This window comes from Flavobacterium sp. (genome assembly GCF_044339515.1).
Classification (GTDB): domain Bacteria; phylum Bacteroidota; class Bacteroidia; order Flavobacteriales; family Flavobacteriaceae; genus Flavobacterium.
In genome coordinates this window covers 1-23797 of record NZ_JBIIVK010000015.1, presented here as the reverse complement: position 1 = coordinate 23797, position 23797 = coordinate 1, and the positions used below count along the sequence as shown (strand labels likewise).

Sequence of the window (23797 nt, the reverse complement as noted above, 5' to 3'; positions counted from 1 at the left end):
ATGCTAAAACTTTAGAATAATAATTCCGAAATAGTATCTTTACAAAAAACAATAATACTATGAATTTTTCAGCAAAAATGCTTCGCGATAATGCCTTGGAAGGCAAAGTAATTGTGGTAACCGGTGGCGGTAGCGGACTCGGAAAAGCAATGACCAAATACTTTTTAGAATTGGGTGCCAAAGTTGCCATTACTTCTAGAGATTTAGATAAATTAAAAAACACCGCAGCCGAATTAGAAAAAGAAACCGGCGGAACCTGTTTGCCGTTGCAATGCGATGTTCGTCTCTATGAACAAGTGGAAGCCATGCGTGATGAAATTATAAAAACCTTCGGAAAAGTGGATGTTCTATTGAATAATGCAGCCGGAAATTTCATCTCTCCTACCGAACGATTATCCGCCAATGCGTTTGATACGATTATCGATATTGTTTTAAAAGGAACCAAAAACTGCACCTTAGCTTTCGGAAAACATTGGATTGATACTAAACAAGAAAGTTCAGTAATTTTAAATATTGTGACAACCTATGCTTGGACAGGCTCAGGATATGTAGTACCGAGTGCCACAGCAAAAGCAGGTGTTTTGGCGATGACCAGAAGTTTAGCCGTTGAATGGGCAAAGTATGGTATTCGTAGTAATGCTATTGCTCCAGGACCTTTTCCAACCAAAGGAGCTTGGGATAGATTGTTGCCGGGTGATTTAGCCGAAAAATTTGATATGGCTAAAAAAGTGCCTCTAAAACGCGTGGGCGACCATCAGGAATTAGCCAACTTGGCTGCTTATTTGGTTTCTGATTTTTCAGCCTACATCAATGGAGATGTGATCACGATTGATGGCGGAGAATGGTTAAAAGGAGCTGGACAATTCAATTTGTTAGAAGAAATTCCGGAACAAATGTGGGATATGTTGGAGGCCATGATTAAAGCGAAAAAAAGCAAGTAAAACATTTGCCATACCATAAATTATTGTGTGTAAAACAATTAACATTTGTTAATAACTTGAACTTGAAAAACCCGTAAATAATCGTAATTTTACGGCTCAAATTTAATCGAATCAATGGGCAAAATTATTGCAATTGCGAATCAAAAAGGAGGCGTTGGAAAAACCACTACTACTGTGAATTTAGCCGCCTCATTAGGTGTTTTAGAAAAAAAAGTATTACTAATTGATGCTGACCCGCAAGCGAATGCTAGTTCAGGGTTAGGAATTGATGTGGATACGGTTTCTATTGGCTCCTATCAAGTATTGGAACACAGCAATACGCCACAAGAAGCTGTTGTGAAATGTTCAGCTCCCAACGTAGATGTTATTCCGGCTCATATTGATTTGGTGGCCATTGAAATTGAATTGGTTGACAAAGAAAATCGCGAGTATATGCTCAAAGAAGCATTGGTATCGATTAAAGATGACTATGATTATATTTTGATTGACTGTGCTCCTTCATTGGGATTGTTGACGTTAAATGCCTTAACCGCCGCTGACAGTGTGGTCATTCCGATTCAATGCGAATATTTTGCATTAGAAGGTTTAGGTAAATTATTAAATACGATTAAAAGTGTTCAAAAATTACACAATCCGGATTTGGATATTGAAGGATTATTGTTAACCATGTACGATTCTCGTTTGCGTTTATCGAACCAAGTGGTGGAAGAAGTACAAAAACATTTCAACGATATGGTTTTTAAAACCATTATTCAACGAAATGTGAAATTAAGTGAAGCTCCAAGTTTTGGCGAAAGCATCATTAATTTTGATGCTACCAGTAAAGGAGCTAACAATTATTTGAGTTTAGCAGAAGAAATTATCAAAAAAAATAGCTAGGATTTTATGACACAAGCCACAAAAAAACAAGCCTTAGGAAGAGGATTATCGGCTTTATTGAAAGACCCCGAAAACGACATTAAATCGGTTAACGACAAAAATGCCGACAAAGTGGTTGGGAACATTATTGAGCTTGACATTGAGGCCATTGAAATAAATCCGTTTCAGCCGAGAAGCAATTTTAATGAAGAAACACTTCAGGAATTGGCTTCTTCTATCAAAGAATTGGGTGTCATTCAACCGATTACCGTTAGAAAATTAGATTTTAATAAATACCAATTAATTTCCGGTGAACGAAGACTTCGTGCCTCTAAAATAGCCGGATTAACTGTTATTCCGGCATATATCCGAATTGCCAACGACAACGAGTCATTAGTAATGGCTTTGGTGGAAAACATCCAACGTCATGATTTAGACCCGATTGAAATTGCACTATCCTATCAACGCTTGATTGATGAAATTCAGTTAACTCAGGAACAAATGAGTGAAAAAGTAGGTAAAAAACGATCTACGATTGCCAATTATCTTCGTTTATTAAAATTAGACCCAATTATTCAGACCGGGATTCGAGATGGATTTATTTCGATGGGACATGGTCGAGCATTAATCAACATAGAAGACGAAGATGCTCAATCAGATATATATCATAAAATTATCAGCCAGAATCTTTCTGTAAGGGATACTGAAACCTTGGTAAAAAATTATCAGGAAGGTTTAAAACCAAAATCCGGTAAAACAACAAAAGTTGCTTCTGCTTTTGTGATTTCAGATGCAGATAAAAAAGAAATCGGAACCGTCTTAGGGACAAAAGTTGACGTGAAAATTGATGCCAAAGGAAAAGGTAAAATAACGATTCCATTTAAATCCGAAGCTGATTTTCAAAGAATTATCGCCTTAATTAAAGGATAGTGGTGGTTGTAAGAATCATACTTTTTTCTTTTTTCCTTTTAGGAATAAATACTGCCGTAGCCCAAGTTCAGTTTGAAGATGTGACTATTGCTAAAGACTCTACCTCTTACAAACCCATCGACCCGCTAACACCTGCAAAAGCGGCCTTTTATTCAGCGGTCATTCCGGGTTTGGGACAAGTTTACAACAAAAAATATTGGAAAGTTCCTATAGTCTATGGCGGTTTAGCCATCGGCTATTATTTTTATAATGATAACAACAAAAAATACAAGGAATTTAGAAACATCTACAAAAGACGCATCGAAGGATATACAGACGATCGTTACTTTGGTGTGTACTCTGATGCCGTTTTGATTAATGCACAGCGAACTTTTGAACGAAATCGCGATATTTCTACTGCTGTAATGATTGGGTTTTATGTTCTAAATATAATAGATGCTAATGTGGATGCCCATTTAATGCAGTTCAATGTCAATGATAATTTATCGCTTGCCCCTGACTTCAGCCAAAATGAAATTGATTACAAATACAACATCGGAATAACTTTGAATTACAGATTTTAATGAAAATTGCACTGCTCGGATACGGAAAAATGGGTAAGGTAATCGAACAAATTGCCTTGCAACGCGGACATGAAATTGTGTTGCGAAAAGGAAGCTCAGATTCCTTTGAAGATCTAGAAAAAGCCGATGTTGCTATTGATTTCAGTGTGCCTGATTCTGCTGTAAATAATATCTCCACTTGCCTGGAAAAAGGAATTCCGGTGGTTTCAGGAACAACAGGTTGGTTAGAAGATTACCACAAAATGGTGAATCTTTGCAAAGAAAAAAACGCGGCTTTTATTTATGGTTCAAACTTTAGTTTAGGTGTAAATTTATTTTTTGAATTGAATGATTATTTGGCCAAAATGATGGCAAAATTCAATCAATATAACGTTTCAATGGAAGAAATTCATCACACACAAAAATTAGATAAACCCAGTGGAACGGCAATATCATTAGCCAATTCAATCATCAATCATACCGACAAAAACAATTGGAGTATCGAAAATCCAAATGCAGATGATTTATTTATTGACGTGAAACGAATTGATGCAGTTCCGGGAACGCATAGTATTTTCTATGCATCAGAAGTAGATACCATCGAAATCAAACATACCGCTCACAGTCGTGATGGTTTTGCATTGGGTGCCGTAATTGCTGCAGAATGGATCATAGGCAAAAAAGGTGTTTTTACGATGAAAGATGTTTTAGATTTAAAATAAGCATTATAAAAACATGATAAATTAACGTTAAATTGGTAACGTTTTATATTTTTGAGAACTAATTAAGAAACTGACCTTCGTTTATTACAAAAACGAAATTAATACAACATAAAAATGACATTATATCAATGGTTTATTCTCTTTTTAGTGATACAAATCGTTCACTATTTAGGAACTTGGAAACTATATCAAAAAGCAGGAAGAAAATCCTGGGAAGCAGCTATTCCCGTATACAATTCCATCGTTTTAATGAAAATTATCAACCGCCCTTGGTGGTATACTTTTCTGTTATTTATTCCAATTGTCAACTTGATTATGTTTCCTGTCATTTGGGTTGAAACCTTGAGAAGTTTCGGGAAAAATTCGCAAATGGATACCATTTTGGGTGTTGTAACTTTCGGTTTATATATCTATTATGTAAATTACACTCAAGATGTTACGCACATTAAAGAGCGATCACTTCATCCCAAAAATGCAACGGCAGATTTTGTAAGTTCAATATTATTTGCAATTGTGGTGGCAACTACAGTTCACACCTACGTGATGCAACCTTTTGTGATTCCAACATCTTCTTTAGAAAAGTCATTATTAGTTGGAGATTTTCTTTTCGTAAGTAAATTTCATTACGGTGCCAGAACGCCTACTACAGCAGTTGGTTTACCAATGGTTCATGATTCTATTCCTTTTATTGGTACAAAATCCTATTTAAGTTGGCCACAACTTCCCTCTTTCCGTTTTCCCGGTATTGAATCAATCGAAAAAAATGATATTGTCGTTTTCAATTGGCCCATTGATACTGTTTACAAATTTAGAGACAAATCCGGTAAAAGAGTCGATAAGCCCTTAGACAAAAAATCCAATTATGTAAAACGTTGTTTAGGAACTCCCGGGGATAGTTTACAAATTAAAAACGGCGATGTTTATGTGAATGGAAAAATACTACCCATGCATGACCGTCAAAAAGTGCAATATTCCTATGATGTTATTACTGATGGCACACAGTTCAATCCTGATTACATCTACAATGATTTACAAATTACTGATGGAATTAGTGTAAATTCTCAAAACTCATATACTTTTTTTGCATTGACCGACGAAAATGTTAATCGTTTGAGAAACAATCCAATTGTGAAATCGGTAACCAAAAGAATTGATTCAGAAGGAACTACCACCGTTTTCCCGCATACCAAAAATTGGAATACAGACAATTACGGTCCAATCTACATCCCGCAAGCCGGAAAAACTGTGGCCTTAAACAAAGAAACATTACCGTTTTATAAAATGATCATTACCGATTACGAGAAAAATGATTTACAAGTAAATGGTGATGAAATTCGTATCAACGGAAAAGTTGTCAAAGACTATACCTTCAAAATGGATTATTATTGGATGATGGGAGACAACCGCCATAACTCGGAAGACAGCCGTTATTGGGGTTATGTTCCAGCCGATCACATAGTGGGAAAACCGGTATTCATTTGGATGAGTTTAGACCAAAATATTCCATGGAGTAAAGCAATCGATAAAATTCGTTGGAACAGACTTTTTACAACTGTAGGTGGAAGTGGTGAACCGGTTTCCTATTTCATATACTTTGTCGTTCTTCTAGCCGGATGGTTTGGTTTTGATTTCTATCGAAAAAGAAAGAAAAAAAATGCTGATTCATAGCGAATGAAAGTTCTTGTTCATCCTACCTATTTTCCGTCTATTAGTCATTATGCTGCGATGGTGCAAGCCGAACAAGTTGTGTTTGAAATGGAAGACAATTTCCAAAAACAAACCAACCGCAACCGAATGTACATTTACAGTCCGAACGGAATTCAACTACTCAACATTCCCGTCAAGCACAGCAAAGTAGCTCATCAAAAGTATAAAGACGTTAAAATTGAACCGGAATTCAATTGGCAAAAACAACATTTCAAATCGTTGGAAGCAGCCTATCGTACTTCGCCTTTTTTTGAATATTTTGAAGACGACATCGCTCTTGTTTTTCAAAAAAAATACACTTTTTTAATGGACTTGAATTGGGAAGTTTTTGAACTACTCAATCAATGTCTTGGTATTTCCATTTCACCCGAAAAAACAGTAGAATATTTTCATGAAGTAAGTGATTGCAAGGATTTTCGTTTGTTAGCCAATGGAAAAAAAGATTCCACACAATGTGAACCCTACACACAAGTGTTCGATGAAAAACACGGTTTTATAAATAATTTAAGCGTTTTAGACCTACTTTTTAACGAAGGTCGATATGCAATTGACTATTTGAAAAAACAAACATTATAATCTATTTTTCTTTTTCGAAAGCTAATCGTGTCACAATAGGAAAGTGATCAGAGCTTCTAAAATTCGGAAAAGAATTAAATTGTTTTACTTCAAATTTTTTATCCGTAAAAATATAATCAATTCGGGCAGGATAGTATTTAAAGCTATACGTTGATCCAAATCCGGAACCGGCTTCCTCAAACGCATCATTCAAATCGCCTCTTACACTTCGGTATACAAAAGAAAACGGACTATTATTTAAATCACCACAGATGATTAGTGGGAAGGTACAATCCGCTTTATGCTTTTTTATAATTTCTGCCTGATTCTGTTGTGACGTAAACGATCTACTCATTCTACGTAGCATGCGTTTGGATTTATCTTGCGAAACACCTTGAATATTTTCATCAATTTCATGTACATCCGGTGTAATTTTAATCGACTGTAAATGCATACTGTACACCCGAATGGTATCTTTACCGCGTTTAATATCCGCATAAATAGCATTATTTGTTGAATTCGGAAACGGAATAACGCCTTCATTTACAATCGGATATTTAGAAAAAATAGCTTGTCCGAGCTTGGTATTCTTACCCTCAATAAAAACATATTTGTGTTTGTATATACGAAAATCAACTTCATTTTGATTTGAAAATTCCTGAATACACAAAATATCGGGAGTTTGTTCTTTTATAAAATCAGAAATAGACAAACTCACGTCTCGCTCAATCCAATCATACAGGTTAAAAAGCCGAACATTATAACTCATCACAATAAAATCGTCTTCTTCAATAGGCAAATTCGTTTCAGAAAATTTATAAAACTTGTTGATAAACGTAATTCCTAACAACAGAACAATCCCCGACAATAACATTTGTCGCTTAAACTGAATGACCCAATAACCAAAAAACAATAAATTCAAAATCAACATCAATGGTAAAAAAAGCGTCAAAACGGAAAGAATCGGAAAAAACTTTGGAGCTAAAAAAGGTAAAATATAAGCAACAAAAGTCAATACAGTGAGCACTATATTAAAAAACAAAATCACTTTATTAAACCATCCTAGGTTCTTCATTGAGCTTTATTAAACTTTCTAAAATCAAAAATCGTTAATCAAAATCAAAAATAATTAGGGCCTAATCCCGCTTTCCACTACAAGATTTTTTGTCTTGTCGGCATTTTCTAAGCCCAAAAATGTGCTTCCAAGGTCGCAATTTTTTGGCAAGAAAAATGTCCGCCAATCCTGCAAAATGCTTTCCGCTTCAATCGGGGGCAAAATCCATGCTACTTCACAAGTCTCAACAACTTTCAACCCGCAACCCGCAACTTTCTAATTCTTCCCAGCTTTAAACAAAAACTCCTTCTCTTCCTTCGTCAAGCTATCATAACCTGATTTACTGATTTTGTCTAAAATCTCATCAATTTGTTGCTGTGTTTTATTTTTGGGAGCAGGTTTTGGTTTGGAATAGGTTTCATTTTTATGCACTTTTTTAAACGGTGCCGATTTTCTTCCTCTAAACAAATTAACTAAACCATCCACAAAAGAAGTAAACGGTTTCGTAATATCGCTCCCATTTTTAAGTTGTCTACTATACAAATAGCCGAATAAAGCACCACCTAAATGAGCAATATGTCCACCAACATTTGAAAAAGGAAGACTAATTAAATCCACCACTAAATAAAAAAAGGCGATATGCCAAATTTTTACATTCCCAATCAATAACAATCTTACTTCCATGTAAGGTGCATAAGTAGCAACAGCAAACAAAACAGCCATAATTGCACCGGAAGCACCCACCATCTGGGCATTTTGATTAATTAAAGCCGGAAAAATTAAATAGCTAAGAATGTATATTAATCCTGCAAAAATAGCTCCCAACAAATACAAGCTCAACAATTGCTTTTGAGTAAAAAAAGTCATAAACAATCGTCCGACAAAATTGAGAATAATCAGATTAAATAAAATATGAAAAATGCCGGCATGAAAAAAAGCATAGGAAACAATTGACCATGGTTTCCATAATAAATCCATAGGATTCGATGACAAACTAACATAGTGAGCGTAATTAAAATTTATCCCAAACAAAAACAAAATTCCACTAAAAATCATTGGAATCGCAAATAAACCGATGTTCCAGTAGATTAACTTTTCAGTTACGCCACCCATCAGATATTGCTGTTTCAAATCTTTTAAGATACTCATACTACTACCTTTTACGAATTACTGAACTAATCCCACCGTTTATGATTAAACTGATTTTTCTTCCACAGCCACATCATCAAAAATCCTGTCACAGCACCGCCTACGTGAGCAAAATGAGCTATTCCGCCACCGCCACCAAAAATTGATCCTCCTTGAATTCCCATAAACAAATCGAAGGCTACCAAAGCCGGAACAAAATACTTCGCTTTAATTGGAATAGGAATAAAAAGCATCATCAATTCAGCATTGGGAAACATAAAAGCAAAAGCTGCTAAAACGCCATATAATGCTCCTGATGCCCCAACTGCAGTGGTTTGGTATTCTCTTGCTGCTGCTTCAATTATATTATATTGATCTTGGTTTGCATTAACTCGCTGCAAAATTTCATATAATTCTCCGGCTACAATTTTTTTATCACTATCAAAATGTTGAAAATGATTAGTACTCAATAGGTAATTTACATCCGCTTCAGTTAAATTTAAATCAGACAACTCCGATAGCAATGAATTGATTTCGTAATAAGTCATTCCCATATGAAGCAATGCAGCTCCTAATCCGCAGGAAATGTAAAAGAATAGAAATTTTTTCCATCCCCAATAATGTTCCAATGCAGAACCAAACATAATTAATCCGAACATATTAAAGAAAATATGCATCAAATTAGGCATCTGAGCGTGCATGAACATGTGTGTAATGGGTTGCCACCATCTAAAACCTTCGTTTAAAGGATAATGCAAGGCCAAATAATCATAGGCCGCAGGAGCAATTGTATTGGAACCAATGTAAAAAATAACATTAATTATCACTAATTGCTTTACTGTTTCGGTCATTCGCATCATATCGCAAATTTTTTATCTAAATCATCCACGCTAATCGTGATGAAAGTGGGTTTATTAAATGGAGAAACATCCGGTTCTTTGCAGGCAAATAAACCGTTTACAATATTTTCCTGCTCTTTTTCGGTTAAATAGGTACCCGTTCTAACGGCTAAACTCCTAGCCATCGACTTGGCAATACTATCGTTTAAACTAAAGCTGCTTTCGGGAATGCCACTGTGTAAATCGTTCATCAATTCTTCTAACACAATAGCTACTTCACTTTCAGAAACAGAAACAGGAATTCCGGAAATAGTTAATTTGTCATTTTCAATCGAATCAAAAACAAATCCGGTGTGTTCCAAAGACATTTTTAACTCGTTGATTAATTCAATTTCATTCACAGAAAAATACAATTCCAACGGAAATAACAAGTGCTGACTCGATGCTTGTTGCACCGTGATATTTTTTAAATACTGTTCATACAAAATCCGCTGATGTGCTCGTTGTTGATCGATGACCATCATGCCCGATTTAATCGAACTGACAATGTATTTTTTATGAATTTGATAAGTGCGGTTCTTACTTTCTTCAATTTCATTGTCATTAAATAAAGAACTCGTAACTGCATCTTGTTCAAACGTGATATGCTCAATCTCTTGTGTGTCGTTTTTTAAACCCACATACAAACTTTCCCAATTTGCTGTTTCTGTTTTTCTATCTCGAAAACTTGAACCGGAATACGTTTTAGTAGGCTTATCTTGTGCAAATGGATTAAAATTTGAATCCACTTGAATCAATGGCACCGAAGCATCTTTTTCTTGATAATGATAGGGTGTGTCCAAATTCGGATCGCGTTCAAAATCCAATACCGGAGCTACATTAAATTGACCTAAACTATGTTTCACTGTGGAACGCAAAATCGCATAAAGCGAATGTTCATCGTCAAATTTAATTTCCGTTTTAGTGGGATGAATATTGATATCGATGGTATTTGGTGGCACATCCAAATAAATAAAATAGCCGGGTTGCATTCCATCTTTCAGCAAACCTTCATAAGCTGCCATGACAGCATGATGCAAATAACCACTTTTGATATATCGGTTATTCACAAAAAAGAATTGTTCGCTTCGATTTTTTTTTGAAAATTCAGGTTTAGAAACAAACCCTTGAACTTTAACAATCTCTGTTTCTTCCGAAATAGGAACCAATTTTTCGTTAGTTTTACCCGAAAACATCCCTACGATTCGCTGTCTTAAATTGGAAGATGGCAAATTAAATAATTCACCACCATTGTGAATAAACGTAAAATGAATATTCGGATGAGCCAATGCTACCCGTTGAAATTCGTCGACAATATGTCGATGCTCCACCGTTTCCGATTTAAGAAAATTTCGTCGGGCCGGAATATTAAAAAATAAATTCTTTACGGCAAACGAAGTTCCTTTTGGCAATACAGAAGGATCTTGCGAGATAAATTTACTCCCTTCAATGATAATATGTGTTCCTAACTCGTCTTGCTCTTGTTTGGTTTTGAGTTCCACATGAGCAATTGCCGCAATAGAAGCCAATGCTTCTCCCCTAAACCCTTTCGTATAAAGCGAAAACAAATCTTCAGCATGACGAATTTTAGAAGTGGCGTGCCGTTCAAAACACATTCTGGCATCGATTACATTCATACCCAGACCGTTATCAATTACTTGAATAAGTGAACGCCCGGCATCCTTTACAATTAATTTAATATCGGTTGCCTTAGCATCAACAGCATTCTCCAATAGCTCTTTCACTACAGAAGCGGGTCGCTGAACGACCTCACCGGCGGCAATTTGATTGGCTACGTGATCGGGAAGTAATTGAATAATGCTCGACATTATCTTCTAAATATGGATAAATCGAAATCGATTATAAACAAAAATACAAGTACTAACACTAACACAATGGCAATTAAACGGAAATTCACTTCCCGATTTCCACGGTGTCTACTTTCTTTTCTTGCTTCATTCCAGTGCGAACGATAGTCATTGTAATTAATCGTTTCGCGAGCTTTATTAAACTTAGAATCAAAATCATATAAATTTCCCATCTCCTTTCCTTCGTAATAACGAGGAGTATAATTAAAAGTTTTGTTTTTGGGCAATTTGAATAATGATCTTTTTATCATGTTTTTACTATTATCATTCAAAGTTAATGAATTCTGAAATGACTTGAAAATATAACCGTGTGAAAGTTTTGTTAGTTTTTAATTCCAATTGTTGATAAGCTTATCATTTAGCTATCCCAATACCTGAAAGGTTTAAAAAACCTGTCAGGTATAAATGTCATCAATTTATAATTTTCACTATAAAAAAGCCAAAATCAAACGACTTTGGCTTAAGAGTATAAAAAAATATATTTTCTACAAACCTGTCATTTTTATTGCAGCAACCGCAGCTTCAACGCCTTTGTTGCCATGCTTTCCACCACTTCTATCAAGCGATTGTTGCATGTTATTATCGGTGAGCACACAAAAAATCACGGGCATTTTTCCTAAAATATTCAAATCTTTAATGCCTTGTGTAACGCCTTCGCAAACAAAATCAAAATGTTTAGTTTCACCTTGAATCACACTTCCAATGGCAATAATTCCGGCTAAATTCGGAAATTTATCCATCATTTTTTTACAACCATAAATCAATTCAAAACTTCCCGGAACATTCCATCGTATAATGTTTTCAGGTCTTACGTTGCAATCCAAAAGTGTGTCTAAAGCTCCTTGAAAAAGACCTTCGGTTATCGTTTCATTCCACTCTGAAACAACAATCCCAAACGAAAGTTGACTAACGTTTGGGAGTGCATTTTTATCGTATTGTGATAAATTTTTATTTTCGGTTGCCATAATTTACTGAGCCATTCCGATTAATCCATCGATGTTTCTAGCTTCTGGAGCCGATTCATATTTTTCTTTGATTTCTGTAAAATATTTTAACGCATCTGCTTTTTGTCCTAATGTGAAAGCCGTTTGACCTGCTTTCAACAAAAATCGTGGCGTTGTTAAATCGTTTACATTCATTTCAGCCGCTTTTTTGTAATAATCCAACGCTTCTTTCAATTGATTTTTTTGAGCAAAAGCATCACCAATAGCTCCTTGTGCTAAAGTGCTTAAAATCATATCATCAGAAGAAAATTTATCCAAATAAGTTATTGCTTCAGTATTTTTTCCGGTGTTTAAATAAGCAATTCCGGCATAGTAATTCGCTAAATTTCCGGCGTCAGTTCCTGAATATTCTTCAGCAATTTTAACAAAACCGTATTTTCCCTCAGCACCGTTTAATGCCAAATTAAATAAACTATCCTGACCGGTTGTTGCATCAATCGCTTTTTGAAAATTTTGTTGAGCCACAAACATTTCGTCCGCAGCTTCCAATTGTTTTGGTTCAACAATAAATTTTTGATATAATAGGAAACTTACTGTAACTACAGCAATAGCACCAACAATACCAAAAATATACTTTTGATTTCTCACCACCCACTCCTCTGCTTTAGAAGCTCCAACGTCTAATGTATTGAAAACTTCTGCCGTAGTACTGTCTTTTGCATCAATATCTACATTCTCTTCAATATCATCTACTACCTCTTTTGGTTTGGGTGCTTTAAAGCCTCTTTTATTGTATGTTGCCATTTATATTTAATTTAATGAGCCGCAAAAATAAAATTTTTATTCATATATAAAAGTCATTTTTTTGGATATTTTTGAATAATTTTTGTCACTTCACATTTAAACAGCATTTATTCCTTAAAAACAGTTTATTTTTGCAGTGCTAAAATAAGATTTACGTAAACGTATAAACCCATTCGCCTTGTTTTTAAAACACATTTCACTTTTTAATTATAAAAATTTTTCTGAAACTCAATTTGAGTTCGACAGTAAGATAAATTGTTTTGTGGGAAAAAACGGCGTAGGAAAAACCAATGTATTGGATGCAATCTATCATTTGGCCTATGGAAAAAGTTATTTTAATCCAACGGCGATTCAAAATATCAAGCACGGCGAAGATTTTTTTGTAATTGATGGCGAATTTGAAAAAAACAAACGAACAGAGCAAATTGTTTGCAGTGTAAAAAAAGGGCTAAAAAAAGTTTTAAAAAGAAACGGAAAAATCTATGATAAATTCTCCGAACATCTTGGATTTATTCCTTTAGTAATTATTTCACCGGCTGATACAGATTTGATTATTGAAGGAAGCGAAACCCGCCGAAAATTCATGGACAGCGTAATTTCACAATTGAATTCGGTTTATTTGAACCAATTGATTCACTACCAAAAAATAATTGTACAACGCAATGCTTTGTTAAAATATTTCGCTTTAAATAAGGTTTTTGAAAAAGATACTTTACAAATTTATAATGAACAATTAAACGAGTTGGGTCAGTCAATTTTTGAAAAAAGAAAAGAATTTATCGAAGAGTTTTTGCCTATTTTCAACAAACATCATCAAACCATTACCAATTCTGCCGAAGAAGTACAATTGGTGTATGAAAGTCATCTTTTCGAAAAAAATCTTCTAACACTTTTAGATGAAAATTTAGCTAAAGACAGAGCGTTGCAATATACAAGCGTTGGCATTCACAAAGACGATTTGTCCTTTGAAATTTCCGGTCATCCGATTAAAAAATTTGGTTCGCAAGGCCAACAAAAATCGTTTTTAATCGCTTTAAAATTGGCTCAATTTGAATTCTTAAAAAAAGAAAGCGGACAAAAACCAATTTTATTATTAGATGATATTTTTGACAAATTAGACGAAACCAGAGTTGGCAAAATTGTTGAAATGGTGAATGAGGATGAATTCGGGCAATTATTCATTTCAGATACGCATCCAGAACGAACTGAAAAAATTGTAAAATCTACCCACCAGAGTTACAAACTTTTTCATTTGTAAATTAATATCTTTACCAAACTATTGTAAAAGTTATAACCTATTACCTAAACAGAGATAAAATGGCACGAAAAGAAGCACTCCAATTTATTGAAGATTTAAAAAACAATAACAACAAAGAATGGTTTCACGAAAATAAAAAACGATATGAATTTTTTAAGAAAGAATACCAAAATTTAATCGCCGAAATTCTTCAGGAAATGAAACCTTTGGATGCCTCATTAGCCAATTTGGAAATAAAAAACTGTACGTTCAGAATTAATCGAGACATTCGATTTTCTAAAGATAAATCGCCTTACAAAAGCAATATGGGCATTTGGCTTTCGACCAATAAAAATTACAAAAATTCTCCCGGATACTATATTCACTACGAAAAAGGAATCAGTTTTATTGCCGGCGGATTGTATTGTCCGGAAGCAGAAGAGTTGAAAAAAGTGCGTAAAGAAATCACCTTTTTTTACGAAGATTTGGAAAAAATTTCATCTAATGCCACTTTCAAAAAAGAATTTGGAACCTTAGACCGTGACGAAACCAATGTGCTAAAAAAAGCACCTAAAGATTATGATCCAAATCATCCCGCCATCGAATTTTTAAAATTAAAAAGTTTTACCGCCACTCAAAAAATTAGCGATAATTTGTTTACCGATAAAGATTTTGCTAAAAAAATCACCGAAAAACTCATTGCCTTAAAACCTTTAAATGAATTTTTAAACAGAGCTTTAGAAACTGTTGAATAACTTTCCGTCATGCAAATCCACACTAATTTTTCGTTAAAAAATTACAATACTTTTGGTATAGAAGCCAAAGCAAAAGAATTTGTTTCTGTTCATTCTTCAGACGAATTAATTGAAATTCTGCAACAACACCCTACCTCTAAAAAATTTATTTTAGGTGGCGGAAGCAACATGCTACTTACGCAAGATATTGATGCTTTGGTGATTCATTTGGATTTAAAAGGGAAAAAAATTATCGATGAAAACGACGATTTTGTCTGGGTTGAAAGTCAAGCCGGCGAAAACTGGCATGAATTTGTATTATGGACCATCGATCAAAATTTTGGTGGTTTAGAAAACCTTTCGCTCATTCCCGGAAATGTGGGGACAACGCCTATTCAAAATATCGGTGCGTATGGTGTAGAAATCAAAGATACTTTCGTTTTATGCGAAGCCATTCATATTGAAACACAAGAATTGCTGGTGTTTACAAATGAAAAATGCAAATTTGGTTACCGCGAAAGCGTTTTTAAAAATGAAATAAAAGACGAATTTATCATTACATCCGTTGTTTTTAAATTAACCAAACGCAACCACAAACTCAACACTTCTTACGGAGCTATTGAGGCTGAATTGGAAAAACAACACATCAAAAACCCAAGCTTAAAAGATGTTAGTAATTCCGTAATTGCCATCAGGCAAAGTAAATTACCAGATCCTAAAGAACTAGGTAACAGCGGCAGTTTCTTCAAAAACCCTGTGATTTTGAAAAGTGATTTTGAAAAAATTCAACAAAAATTTCCTGACATGCCTCATTATGTAGTGTCGGAAACCGAAGTGAAAGTACCTGCCGGATGGCTCATCGAGCAAGCCGGATTTAAAGGAAAACGATTCGGTGATGCCGGAATTCACAAACATCAAGCGTTGGTTTTAGTAAATTATGGTAATGCAACCGGTCAGGAAATTTTAGAAGTTTCCAAAAACATTCAAAAAACGATTTTTGAAACTTACGGAATTGCAATTGAAGCAGAGGTTAATATTATTTAAAATTATCCGATTTCAAACTGTTAAACAAACTCTTTTTTGTACCTTTGTGGCACAAAAAAATTCAATTGAACGATGAAATTGATACTCCTTACTATCGGATTACTAGCCATTGCTTTCGCCGGAATAGCCATTAAAATCTGGGCAAAAAAAGACGGAAAATTTGCAGGAACATGTGCAAGCCAAAGTCCTTTTTTAAACAAAGACGGAGAAAACTGCAGTTTTTGTGGCAAAACACCTGAACAAATGAAAGATTGTTCAGAACCTTCTCATTCTTAAAAATTTAAAGATACATTATGTTTGACATATTGTTTTATGTTTTGATTGGTGTAACGGTCATTCAGTTGCTGTATTATGTAATTGTATTTGGAAAATTTTCGTTTGCAAAAGTTCAAAAAAGCAATCCAAAACGTATTCCTATTTCAGTTATTGTTTGTGCCAAAAACGAAGGTGAACAAGTGCAAAAATTTGTTCCGCTGTTAGTCGAACAAAATTATCCTGATTTCGAAATTGTGTTAATCGATGATTCGTCTTCCGATAATACTTTAGATCTTTTTGAAGAATTTGAAAAACAGTATTCCAACATCAAATTGGTGAAAGTGCAAAACAACGAAGCCTTTTGGGGCAACAAGAAATTTGCATTGACCTTGGGGATAAAGGCCGCTAAAAACGATTATTTATTGTTTACTGATGCCGATTGTTACCCTACTTCGAAAGAATGGATCAAAGAAATGAGTTCAAACTTTACACTCAAAAAAACAATTGTGCTTGGCTATGGTGCCTATGAAAAAATACCCGGCTCTTTTTTAAACAAACTTATCCGTTTTGAAACTTTATTAACTGCCACACAATATTTTGGTTGGGCAAAAATTGGTAAACCTTACATGGGTGTCGGACGCAATTTGGCTTATAAAAGAGATGAATTTTTTCGAGTAAATGGCTTTATTGACCACATGAAACTCCGTTCCGGTGATGATGATTTATTTGTCAATCAAGCGTCGAATGGTGAAAATACGACCGTTTGTTTTTCTAAAGAAAGTTTCACCTATTCCATGCCCAAAACCAGTTTCAAAGAATGGTTTGATCAAAAAAGAAGGCATGTTTCCACAGCAACCTATTACAAATCATTTGACCGTTTTCAATTGGCGTTGTTTTTCTTTTCACAACTATCATTTTTGATTCTTGCTATCATTTTGTTGGCATTTCAACACCAATGGATGATTGTGTTGCCAATTGTTTTATTTCGTTACCTATTTACTTGGACGTCATTAGGTTATGCAGCAAATAAATTGAACGAAAAAGACGTTATCTATTGGTTCCCAATAATGGAAATTACCTTAATTTTTACACATTTGAATGTGTTTTTTACCAATATTTTTTCAAAACCTGTGCATTGGAAATAAAAAAAATCATAGAAAAAGCCACGAATGGTGACCAAGTTGCCTTTACTTCCCTCTTGGATATGTATTGGAACGAAGTCTATGGTTTTATGCTCAAAAGAACAGAAAATGAAACGGATGCCGAAGACATTACAATTGAAACCTTTTCAAAAGCATTTGATAAAATAGCCCATTACAATCCAGAATTTCAATTTAATACGTGGCTGATTGCGATTGCAAAAAATGTACATATTGATATGCTTCGCAAAAAGAAAATTTCGCTATTTGTGGATATGACAGACGAAGAGGATCATCAAGCGTACAACGTTGCAGATACTACGCCATCTGCTGAGGATAAATTGATTACCGAACAAAACTTATCTCGCTTGTTAGAATACATCAAGGAATTAAAACCTCATTATCAGGAAGTTATTCAACTTCGGTACTTTCAAGAAATGAGTTATCAGGAAATTGCCGAACAGTTAAATGAACCGCTAAGCAACGTAAAAGTGAAATTGCTTAGAGCAAAAAAATTACTCGCTGAAATCATTCAACAACGATAATACAATTTTGTTATTTTTGTTTTTCTCAACAAACAAAAAATGACAACTTTTACCCGAACTGAAAAACTCAAACACCTTTTAAGTCTTCCCGTAATTGTAGCTGCTTTAGGCTATTTTGTGGACATTTATGATTTATTACTTTTCGGAATTGTCCGAGTACCAAGTCTTATTGAATTAGGGATGAATGTTGACCAAGATGGGACGACTATCCTAAATTTTCAAATGACCGGTTTGCTTGTTGGCGGTATTCTTTGGGGAGTGCTTGGCGACAAAAAAGGAAGACTATCTGTTTTATTCGGTTCCATTTTGGTGTATTCATTGGCCAATATTGCGTGTGGATTTATACCTCAATTTCCAATAGAAGACAAAGTCATGCTGTATGCCGTTTTACGCTTTATAGCCGGAGTGGGTTTAGCGGGTGAATTAGGTGCCGGTATCACCTTAGTAGCAGAAAGTTTACCAAAAGAATTACGAGCTATTGGCACTTCCATTGTAGCGGGATTTGGTTTGTTAGGAGCAGTTGTAGCCCAACTAACGGTTGAACTAGCCGGAAGTTGGACAATTGCCTATTTTATTGGCGGAGCCATGGGCTTAGCACTTTTACTTCTACGAATTGGTGTAGTGGAAAGTGGCATTTATAAAGACATTCAACATCAAAACAAGCTTTCTAAAGGGAATTTTATCTCTTTTTTTACCAATAAAAGTAGATTTAAAAAATACTTACGATGCATTGCAATTGGTTTACCCACTTGGTTTTGCATTGGAATATTGGCTGTCATGGCGAATCAATTTGCCGGTGTAATGGGAATTGATTCTATACAACCCGGAAAAGCGATCATGTGGGCATATATCGGAATTTCTGCGGGAGATTTTGCCAGTGGGTTTATTTCACATGCATTGCATTCACGAAAAAAAGCCATATTCTACATGATGCTTTTCACCATTATTGGTGTTTTACTCCTTTTGTTTAGTGGTCAAAAAACCGAAAACATGTATTATTTCTATTGCTGCTGGCTCGGATTAGGAACCGGGTATTGGGCCATGTTTGTAACTGTAGCGGCAGAGCAATTTGGTACAAATATTAGAAGCACAGCCACAACCACTGTCCCCAATATGGTGAGAGGTTTATTACCGGTAATGCTCATCGGATTTGATTATTTCAAAGTAGATTATGGTGTAATTTGGTCCGCAGCTATTGTTGGAGCAATTGTTTTTGGACTGGGAATTTATGCAACGTTAACCATTGCAGAAACGCACAATTCCGATTTAGATTTTATTGATTAAGTTCGCTTCATTCAACAAATAATAAAGAAATCCTAATTTTTGAGTTCTTGAGTTTACATTTCGTTTTTTGTTATCTTTGTACTTCAATAAAAAGGATATGAATACTGTTTTAGACCATGTTCAACCACCGGTTGGAAAACCGAAATGGCTGAGAGTAAAATTGCCAACCGGGCAAAAATATACCGAACTCAGAGGATTGGTTGATAAATATAAATTGAACACCATTTGCACCTCCGGAAGTTGCCCTAATATGGGAGAATGTTGGGGCGAAGGCACCGCAACGTTTATGATTCTCGGAAACATTTGTACGCGTTCGTGTGGATTTTGTGGAGTAAAAACCGGTCGTCCTGAAACAGTCGATTGGGACGAACCTGAAAAAGTGGCCCGTTCCATCAAAATCATGAACATCAAACATGCGGTAGTAACTAGTGTGGACCGCGACGATTTAAAAGATATGGGTTCCATCATTTGGTATGAAACCATTCTTGCCATCCGAAGAATGAATCCGGAAACCACCTTAGAAACATTAATTCCTGATTTTCAAGGTGTAGAACGAAACATTGACCGAATTATTGAAGCCAATCCTGAAGTTGTTTCACACAATATGGAAACTGTTCGCAGATTAACACGAGAAGTGCGAATTCAAGCAAAATATGACCGAAGTTTAGAAGTTTTGCGTTATTTAAAAGAAAAAGGTATTCGTAGAACTAAATCAGGAATCATGTTAGGATTGGGTGAAACGGAGGAAGAAGTGATTCAAACTATGAAAGACCTTCGCTCCGTCAATGTAGATATTGTGACAATTGGACAATACCTTCAACCGACTAAAAAACATTTACCGGTAAAAGAATTCATCACTCCGGAACAATTTAAAAAATACGAAGAAATCGGGAAAGAACTTGGTTTCCGTCATGTGGAAAGTGGAGCGTTGGTGAGATCTTCTTATCATGCTCAAAAACATATACTTTAATAAATTTGTTTCAAGTTTCAGGTTTCAAGTTAAGTCCCGAAAACCTGAAACCTGAAACCTGAAACTTCAAACTTGAAAACAAAAATCGCCATCAACGGTTTCGGTCGTATCGGACGAAATTTATTCCGATTATTGCTCAACCATCCCACGATTGAAGTGATAGCCGTCAACGACATTGCCGACACAAGAACAATGGCTCATTTATTAAAATATGATAGTATTCATGGTGTTTTGCCTAACGATGTCACTTTTGATGAAGAACATATTTTTGTGGATGGAAAACCTTTTTCCTTTTTCAGAAAAAAAAATATATCCGATTTGAATTGGCAATCCGTTGATGTTGTCATTGAATCAACCGGAAAATTCAAAACTTACGAAGAAGCATACCCACATATTGTTGCCGGAGCCAAAAAAGTTATTCTGTCTGCTCCGCCCGAAGACGATCGAATAAAAACAGTAGTTTTAGGTGTAAATGATTCCATTTTAGACGGTTCCGAGGTGATTATTTCCAACGCGAGTTGCACCACCAACAATGCGGCTCCAATGATTAAAATCATAGATGAATTATGTGGCATTGAGCAAGCTTACATCACTACCGTTCACTCCTACACCACCGACCAAAGTTTGCACGATCAACCACACAAAGATTTACGAAGAGCTCGTGGGGCAGCTCAATCAATCGTTCCAACCACCACCGGAGCAGCCAAAGCACTAACTAAAATTTTCCCGAAATTAGACGGCAAATTAGGTGGAAGCGGTATTCGTGTTCCGGTTCCTGATGGTTCTCTAACCGATATTACCTGTTATGTTTCCAGAGCGGTTTCGATTGAAGAAATAAATGCCGCTTTTCTAAAAGCATCCCAAACAAATCTCAAAGGAATCCTTTCCTACACGGAAGATCCGATTGTTTCTGTTGATATTATCGGCAATCCAAATTCCTGTCTTTTTGACGCCCAATTGACTTCTGTTATTGATAAAATGGTAAAAGTCGTGGGGTGGTATGACAACGAAATTGGTTATTCATCAAGAATTATCGACTTAATTGGGTATATTTCAAATAAATAGTTAATTTTATGCCATTAAAAACAACCATTTTTTGGTATGAAATATTTTACTTTAGTAATTCTTTTTCTAACTATATCTGTTTATTCGCAAAAGAAACCTTCTACAACCAATGTGGAAGCTTTAGACAGTACTAACTATTTTATTGAATTAGCCAATTTTCATAAAAAAAATAACAACTACAGAAGTTCACAAGATTACATTCAAAAGGCTATTGAATTTGCTGAAACCAATAAAGATTATCAGGCACAAGCTGATGCTTACTCGTTTTTAGGAAATGTCTATTTTGAGTTAAAAAAATATTCCGACGCCATTCAAACCTACAATAAAAGTATATCACTCTACAATAAACAGAAACCTTCGTCAAATCAGGCATACACCTACTATAATTTAGGTTTGTGTTTTATTGAAAAAAAGGAATATTCCAAAGCAGAATTCTATTTTAAAGAAGCAGAACAAATCTACGAAACGATTGATATTCCGGAGGCCAACGAAATGATTAATTTACAAAAAGGAATCGTTTATCATGCCAAAGGTGAAAGTCAATTGGCGTTATCCATTTTAAATACAATCGTTGTCAATCCCGATGAAGAAGATCATTTCAGAACCAAAGCAGAAGCATTATATCAAATTGGTTTGATTGAAGCAGAAAACAACCGCTATAATCTTGCATTGAATTATCTGAACAAAGCACTCGATTTAAGTTCTAAAAATAAAAATTTAGAACTGAAAGCCAAAGTGGCCCGCACACTCAGTGAAGTGTCTGAAAAAATGATGGATGTTAATAATTCTTTCAAGTACATGAAACAGCACTTGAGAATTAGAGACAGCATACAAGAATTAAACAGTAAGAGAATTGGAACGGAAGATTTTTTGAGTTTTAAAGAAGCCGAGCGTTTAAAATCAATTGAACAAATGGACCGTGAGAACAAAGAGCAACAACGAGCCAATAAATTCTCAAAATTAATCAGTATTTTAAGTATTGCGTTGATTTCAATTCTTTCGTTATTGAGTTTGTCATTGTATAAAAATAATATTATTCGCAGTCAGTCCAACAAGTTATTACAGGAAAAAAACCAAGAACTTTTGTTAGCCAAAGAAAAGGCAGAAAAAGCATCAAAAGCCAGAGCGGAATTTTTATCTACCGTAAGTCATGAATTGCGAACACCATTGAATGCAATCAATGGAATTACGCATTTGTTGATTGAAGAAAGTCCCAAGAAATCGCAAATGCAATACCTCACTTCACTCAAATTCTCGGGAGATTATTTACTGACATTCATCAATGATATTTTAGAAATCAACCGGGTGGAAAGTGAAAATATCGAAATTGAAAGCATTAATGTGAATGTGAAACAGTTATTGAGTGATTTGCACAATTCGTTTAAAGATTTGGCCAGCAAAAACAATAATGATTTTGAATTGGAACTTGACGAAACGATTCCGGATAATTTAATCGGTGACCCGACAAAACTTTCACAAATTTTCATCAACTTGATTAATAATGCGTTGAAGTTTACTAAAAACGGTAAAGTAAATGTTTCCGCTAAAATGTTGAAAAACGAAAATAACATCTCCTCTGTTCATTTTGAAATTGCGGATACCGGAATTGGAATTCCGTTGGAAAAACAAGGTACAATTTTTGAAAGTTTTTCACAAGGTTCTGTTGAAATAAACCGTAAATACGGCGGAACAGGATTAGGATTGGCAATTGTAAAACGATTGGTAAACCTGCTGGGAGGCGAAATTAAGCTAACCAGTGCAGAAGGAATTGGTTCTACTTTTTCATTTGATGTTGATTTTGAACTGGGTCAGCAAACGTTTGTAGAAGTTAAAAAACAATACGACGAAAGTGTCTTTGCCAACAAAAAAGTATTGATTGTAGAAGACAATAAAATCAACCAGATGATTACCAAAAAAATGTTGGAAAACAAGGAAATTGTTTGTGAACTGATTGACAATGGTGAAGAAGCTATTGAAATGATTCGCAACAATGGCTACGACCTAGTTTTGATGGATGTTCACCTTCCCGGTATCAACGGAACGATTGCTACCGAACAAATTAGAACTTTTAACAAAGAACTTCCCATTGTAGCCTTAACAGCTATTTCACTGAACGAAAACCGTGAAATGTTACTTTCCTACGGTATGAACGATGTGGTCACTAAGCCTTTTAATCCTGATAATTTTTATAAGGTGATTGCTCAGCAGTTGGCTTAGTATATAATTTATCAGAAATTTTAAACTTATCAAATGGCTAAATATTTATATGATAATTTCATTATAAAGTTATCCGAAAAATTTAATCGAAGGCTTGAAGAAATAGAAACTGATTTTAACTTTGAGTTAGGAGATGAATTTGAGTTTGCTATATGCGATATACTTCAAGATTTATTACCGACCAAATTTGGTGTCACAAGAGGTTTTGTTGTAAATAAAGATGGTGTAAAAGCTGGTGATGATATAATTATTTATTGATTGTCCGCAATTACCCATAATTAAATAAAAAGCCTTATATTTGATAAAAAAAAGCGATGAATTTATTCAGTTTTACGGCAAATTTTGGAAGTGAAGAAGCTTGTAGACTTCATTTTAA

General features: G+C 34.9%; 25 protein-coding genes. 18 read left to right on the top strand and 7 right to left on the bottom strand.

From position 1 onward, the window contains the following. Positions 1-59: 59 nt before the first annotated feature. From ACIQ0M_RS05900 to ACIQ0M_RS05870, 7 genes are all read left to right on the top strand, one after another. Positions 60-941 (top strand): SDR family oxidoreductase, encoded by an 882-nt coding sequence (locus tag ACIQ0M_RS05900; RefSeq protein WP_396150695.1) that lies wholly within the window; start codon positions 60-62, stop codon positions 939-941. Positions 942-1055: 114 nt separating this feature from the next. Further along, positions 1056-1820: a ParA family protein gene (locus ACIQ0M_RS05895; protein WP_396150693.1), complete on the top strand. Its 765-nt coding sequence runs from the start codon at positions 1056-1058 to the stop codon at positions 1818-1820. 6 nt (positions 1821-1826) lie between these two features. Continuing rightward, positions 1827-2729: a ParB/RepB/Spo0J family partition protein gene (locus ACIQ0M_RS05890; protein WP_396150691.1), complete on the top strand. Its 903-nt coding sequence runs from the start codon at positions 1827-1829 to the stop codon at positions 2727-2729. A gap of 2 nt (positions 2730-2731) precedes the next feature. Then, the gene (locus ACIQ0M_RS05885; protein ID WP_396150689.1) at positions 2732-3292 is read left to right on the top strand and encodes a DUF5683 domain-containing protein; all 561 of its coding nucleotides are present in this window, start codon (positions 2732-2734) and stop codon (positions 3290-3292) included. Then, the gene (dapB, locus tag ACIQ0M_RS05880) at positions 3292-3993 is read left to right on the top strand and encodes a 4-hydroxy-tetrahydrodipicolinate reductase (RefSeq protein WP_396150686.1); all 702 of its coding nucleotides are present in this window, start codon (positions 3292-3294) and stop codon (positions 3991-3993) included. The genes ACIQ0M_RS05885 and dapB overlap by 1 nt, the downstream gene beginning before the upstream one ends. Positions 3994-4107: 114 nt before the next feature. Continuing rightward, positions 4108-5661, top strand: coding sequence for a signal peptidase I (gene lepB / locus ACIQ0M_RS05875; RefSeq protein WP_396150684.1), 1554 nt, complete (start codon positions 4108-4110; stop codon positions 5659-5661). Between the two features lie 3 nt (positions 5662-5664). Next, positions 5665-6276: a WbqC family protein gene (locus ACIQ0M_RS05870; RefSeq protein ID WP_396150682.1), complete on the top strand. Its 612-nt coding sequence runs from the start codon at positions 5665-5667 to the stop codon at positions 6274-6276. Between the two features lies 1 nt (position 6277). Here ACIQ0M_RS05870 and ACIQ0M_RS05865 read toward each other — a convergent pair whose 3' ends face one another. The 7 genes from ACIQ0M_RS05865 to ACIQ0M_RS05835 all read right to left on the bottom strand — a co-directional run bounded on the left by ACIQ0M_RS05865 (position 6278) and on the right by ACIQ0M_RS05835 (position 12931). Beyond that, a complete protein-coding gene (locus ACIQ0M_RS05865) occupies positions 6278-7330 on the bottom strand; it encodes an endonuclease/exonuclease/phosphatase family protein (RefSeq protein ID WP_396150680.1) in 1053 nt (350 codons plus the stop codon). A gap of 255 nt (positions 7331-7585) precedes the next feature. Then, the gene (locus ACIQ0M_RS05860; protein WP_396150678.1) at positions 7586-8458 is read right to left on the bottom strand and encodes a rhomboid family intramembrane serine protease; all 873 of its coding nucleotides are present in this window, start codon (positions 8456-8458) and stop codon (positions 7586-7588) included. A 26-nt stretch (positions 8459-8484) separates the two neighbouring features. Next, positions 8485-9297 carry a rhomboid family intramembrane serine protease gene (locus tag ACIQ0M_RS05855; protein ID WP_396150676.1) on the bottom strand — a complete coding sequence of 271 codons (813 nt, stop codon included), beginning with the start codon at positions 9295-9297 and terminating at the stop codon, positions 8485-8487. Next, entirely contained in the window at positions 9294-11144 is a 1851-nt protein-coding gene (mutL, locus tag ACIQ0M_RS05850) for a DNA mismatch repair endonuclease MutL (protein WP_396150674.1), read from the bottom strand. The genes ACIQ0M_RS05855 and mutL overlap by 4 nt, the downstream gene beginning before the upstream one ends. Further along, the gene (locus tag ACIQ0M_RS05845; RefSeq protein ID WP_396150672.1) at positions 11144-11434 is read right to left on the bottom strand and encodes a hypothetical protein; all 291 of its coding nucleotides are present in this window, start codon (positions 11432-11434) and stop codon (positions 11144-11146) included. Before ACIQ0M_RS05845 ends, mutL begins: the two co-directional genes overlap by 1 nt. A gap of 234 nt (positions 11435-11668) precedes the next feature. Continuing rightward, positions 11669-12148 carry a 6,7-dimethyl-8-ribityllumazine synthase gene (gene ribH / locus ACIQ0M_RS05840; RefSeq protein WP_396150670.1) on the bottom strand — a complete coding sequence of 160 codons (480 nt, stop codon included), beginning with the start codon at positions 12146-12148 and terminating at the stop codon, positions 11669-11671. Positions 12149-12151: 3 nt separating this feature from the next. After that, positions 12152-12931 (bottom strand): tol-pal system YbgF family protein, encoded by a 780-nt coding sequence (locus ACIQ0M_RS05835; RefSeq protein WP_396150668.1) that lies wholly within the window; start codon positions 12929-12931, stop codon positions 12152-12154. Positions 12932-13109: 178 nt separating this feature from the next. Here ACIQ0M_RS05835 and recF point away from each other — a divergent pair, with 178 nt between their 5' ends. The 11 genes from recF to ACIQ0M_RS05780 all read left to right on the top strand — a co-directional run bounded on the left by recF (position 13110) and on the right by ACIQ0M_RS05780 (position 23679). Further along, a complete protein-coding gene (gene recF / locus ACIQ0M_RS05830; RefSeq protein WP_396150666.1) occupies positions 13110-14189 on the top strand; it encodes a DNA replication/repair protein RecF in 1080 nt (359 codons plus the stop codon). Positions 14190-14248: 59 nt separating this feature from the next. After that, positions 14249-14923, top strand: coding sequence for a DUF2461 domain-containing protein (locus ACIQ0M_RS05825; protein ID WP_396150664.1), 675 nt, complete (start codon positions 14249-14251; stop codon positions 14921-14923). 9 nt (positions 14924-14932) lie between these two features. Further along, positions 14933-15946, top strand: coding sequence for a UDP-N-acetylmuramate dehydrogenase (murB, locus tag ACIQ0M_RS05820; protein ID WP_396150662.1), 1014 nt, complete (start codon positions 14933-14935; stop codon positions 15944-15946). Positions 15947-16018: 72 nt separating this feature from the next. After that, the gene (locus tag ACIQ0M_RS05815; RefSeq protein WP_396150660.1) at positions 16019-16222 is read left to right on the top strand and encodes a membrane or secreted protein; all 204 of its coding nucleotides are present in this window, start codon (positions 16019-16021) and stop codon (positions 16220-16222) included. A gap of 17 nt (positions 16223-16239) precedes the next feature. Further along, positions 16240-17346 carry a glycosyltransferase gene (locus ACIQ0M_RS05810; protein ID WP_396150658.1) on the top strand — a complete coding sequence of 369 codons (1107 nt, stop codon included), beginning with the start codon at positions 16240-16242 and terminating at the stop codon, positions 17344-17346. Then, positions 17337-17885, top strand: a complete 549-nt coding sequence (locus tag ACIQ0M_RS05805) for an RNA polymerase sigma factor (protein ID WP_396150656.1) — start codon at positions 17337-17339, stop codon at positions 17883-17885. The genes ACIQ0M_RS05810 and ACIQ0M_RS05805 overlap by 10 nt, the downstream gene beginning before the upstream one ends. Before the next feature lie 39 nt (positions 17886-17924). Then, entirely contained in the window at positions 17925-19169 is a 1245-nt protein-coding gene (locus tag ACIQ0M_RS05800; RefSeq protein WP_396150654.1) for an MFS transporter, read from the top strand. A gap of 97 nt (positions 19170-19266) precedes the next feature. Then, positions 19267-20139: a lipoyl synthase gene (gene lipA, locus ACIQ0M_RS05795; RefSeq protein ID WP_396150652.1), complete on the top strand. Its 873-nt coding sequence runs from the start codon at positions 19267-19269 to the stop codon at positions 20137-20139. A 72-nt stretch (positions 20140-20211) separates the two neighbouring features. Next, the gene (gene gap, locus ACIQ0M_RS05790) at positions 20212-21204 is read left to right on the top strand and encodes a type I glyceraldehyde-3-phosphate dehydrogenase (protein WP_396150650.1); all 993 of its coding nucleotides are present in this window, start codon (positions 20212-20214) and stop codon (positions 21202-21204) included. Positions 21205-21240: 36 nt separating this feature from the next. Continuing rightward, positions 21241-23421, top strand: coding sequence for a response regulator (locus ACIQ0M_RS05785; RefSeq protein ID WP_396150648.1), 2181 nt, complete (start codon positions 21241-21243; stop codon positions 23419-23421). 33 nt (positions 23422-23454) lie between these two features. Beyond that, positions 23455-23679, top strand: coding sequence for a DUF6602 domain-containing protein (locus ACIQ0M_RS05780; protein WP_396150646.1), 225 nt, complete (start codon positions 23455-23457; stop codon positions 23677-23679). Positions 23680-23797: the final 118 nt, after the last annotated feature.

What these genes read in the sequence shown, in the direction of transcription:
- ACIQ0M_RS05900 (WP_396150695.1), top strand. Translation starts at nt 60, where the DNA reads ATGAATTTTTCAGCAAAAATGCTTCGCGATAATGCCTTGGAAGGCAAA.
- ACIQ0M_RS05895 (WP_396150693.1), top strand. Translation starts at nt 1,056, where the DNA reads ATGGGCAAAATTATTGCAATTGCGAATCAAAAAGGAGGCGTTGGAAAA.
- ACIQ0M_RS05890 (WP_396150691.1), top strand. Translation starts at nt 1,827, where the DNA reads ATGACACAAGCCACAAAAAAACAAGCCTTAGGAAGAGGATTATCGGCT.
- dapB (WP_396150686.1), top strand. Translation starts at nt 3,292, where the DNA reads ATGAAAATTGCACTGCTCGGATACGGAAAAATGGGTAAGGTAATCGAA.
- lepB (WP_396150684.1), top strand. Translation starts at nt 4,108, where the DNA reads ATGACATTATATCAATGGTTTATTCTCTTTTTAGTGATACAAATCGTT.
- ACIQ0M_RS05870 (WP_396150682.1), top strand. Translation starts at nt 5,665, where the DNA reads ATGAAAGTTCTTGTTCATCCTACCTATTTTCCGTCTATTAGTCATTAT.
- ACIQ0M_RS05865 (WP_396150680.1), bottom strand. Translation starts at nt 7,330, where the DNA reads ATGAAGAACCTAGGATGGTTTAATAAAGTGATTTTGTTTTTTAATATA.
- ACIQ0M_RS05860 (WP_396150678.1), bottom strand. Translation starts at nt 8,458, where the DNA reads ATGAGTATCTTAAAAGATTTGAAACAGCAATATCTGATGGGTGGCGTA.
- ACIQ0M_RS05855 (WP_396150676.1), bottom strand. Translation starts at nt 9,297, where the DNA reads ATGATGCGAATGACCGAAACAGTAAAGCAATTAGTGATAATTAATGTT.
- mutL (WP_396150674.1), bottom strand. Translation starts at nt 11,144, where the DNA reads ATGTCGAGCATTATTCAATTACTTCCCGATCACGTAGCCAATCAAATT.
- ACIQ0M_RS05845 (WP_396150672.1), bottom strand. Translation starts at nt 11,434, where the DNA reads ATGATAAAAAGATCATTATTCAAATTGCCCAAAAACAAAACTTTTAAT.
- ribH (WP_396150670.1), bottom strand. Translation starts at nt 12,148, where the DNA reads ATGGCAACCGAAAATAAAAATTTATCACAATACGATAAAAATGCACTC.
- ACIQ0M_RS05835 (WP_396150668.1), bottom strand. Translation starts at nt 12,931, where the DNA reads ATGGCAACATACAATAAAAGAGGCTTTAAAGCACCCAAACCAAAAGAG.
- ACIQ0M_RS05825 (WP_396150664.1), top strand. Translation starts at nt 14,249, where the DNA reads ATGGCACGAAAAGAAGCACTCCAATTTATTGAAGATTTAAAAAACAAT.
- murB (WP_396150662.1), top strand. Translation starts at nt 14,933, where the DNA reads ATGCAAATCCACACTAATTTTTCGTTAAAAAATTACAATACTTTTGGT.
- ACIQ0M_RS05815 (WP_396150660.1), top strand. Translation starts at nt 16,019, where the DNA reads ATGAAATTGATACTCCTTACTATCGGATTACTAGCCATTGCTTTCGCC.
- ACIQ0M_RS05810 (WP_396150658.1), top strand. Translation starts at nt 16,240, where the DNA reads ATGTTTGACATATTGTTTTATGTTTTGATTGGTGTAACGGTCATTCAG.
- ACIQ0M_RS05800 (WP_396150654.1), top strand. Translation starts at nt 17,925, where the DNA reads ATGACAACTTTTACCCGAACTGAAAAACTCAAACACCTTTTAAGTCTT.
- lipA (WP_396150652.1), top strand. Translation starts at nt 19,267, where the DNA reads ATGAATACTGTTTTAGACCATGTTCAACCACCGGTTGGAAAACCGAAA.
- ACIQ0M_RS05785 (WP_396150648.1), top strand. Translation starts at nt 21,241, where the DNA reads ATGAAATATTTTACTTTAGTAATTCTTTTTCTAACTATATCTGTTTAT.
- ACIQ0M_RS05780 (WP_396150646.1), top strand. Translation starts at nt 23,455, where the DNA reads ATGGCTAAATATTTATATGATAATTTCATTATAAAGTTATCCGAAAAA.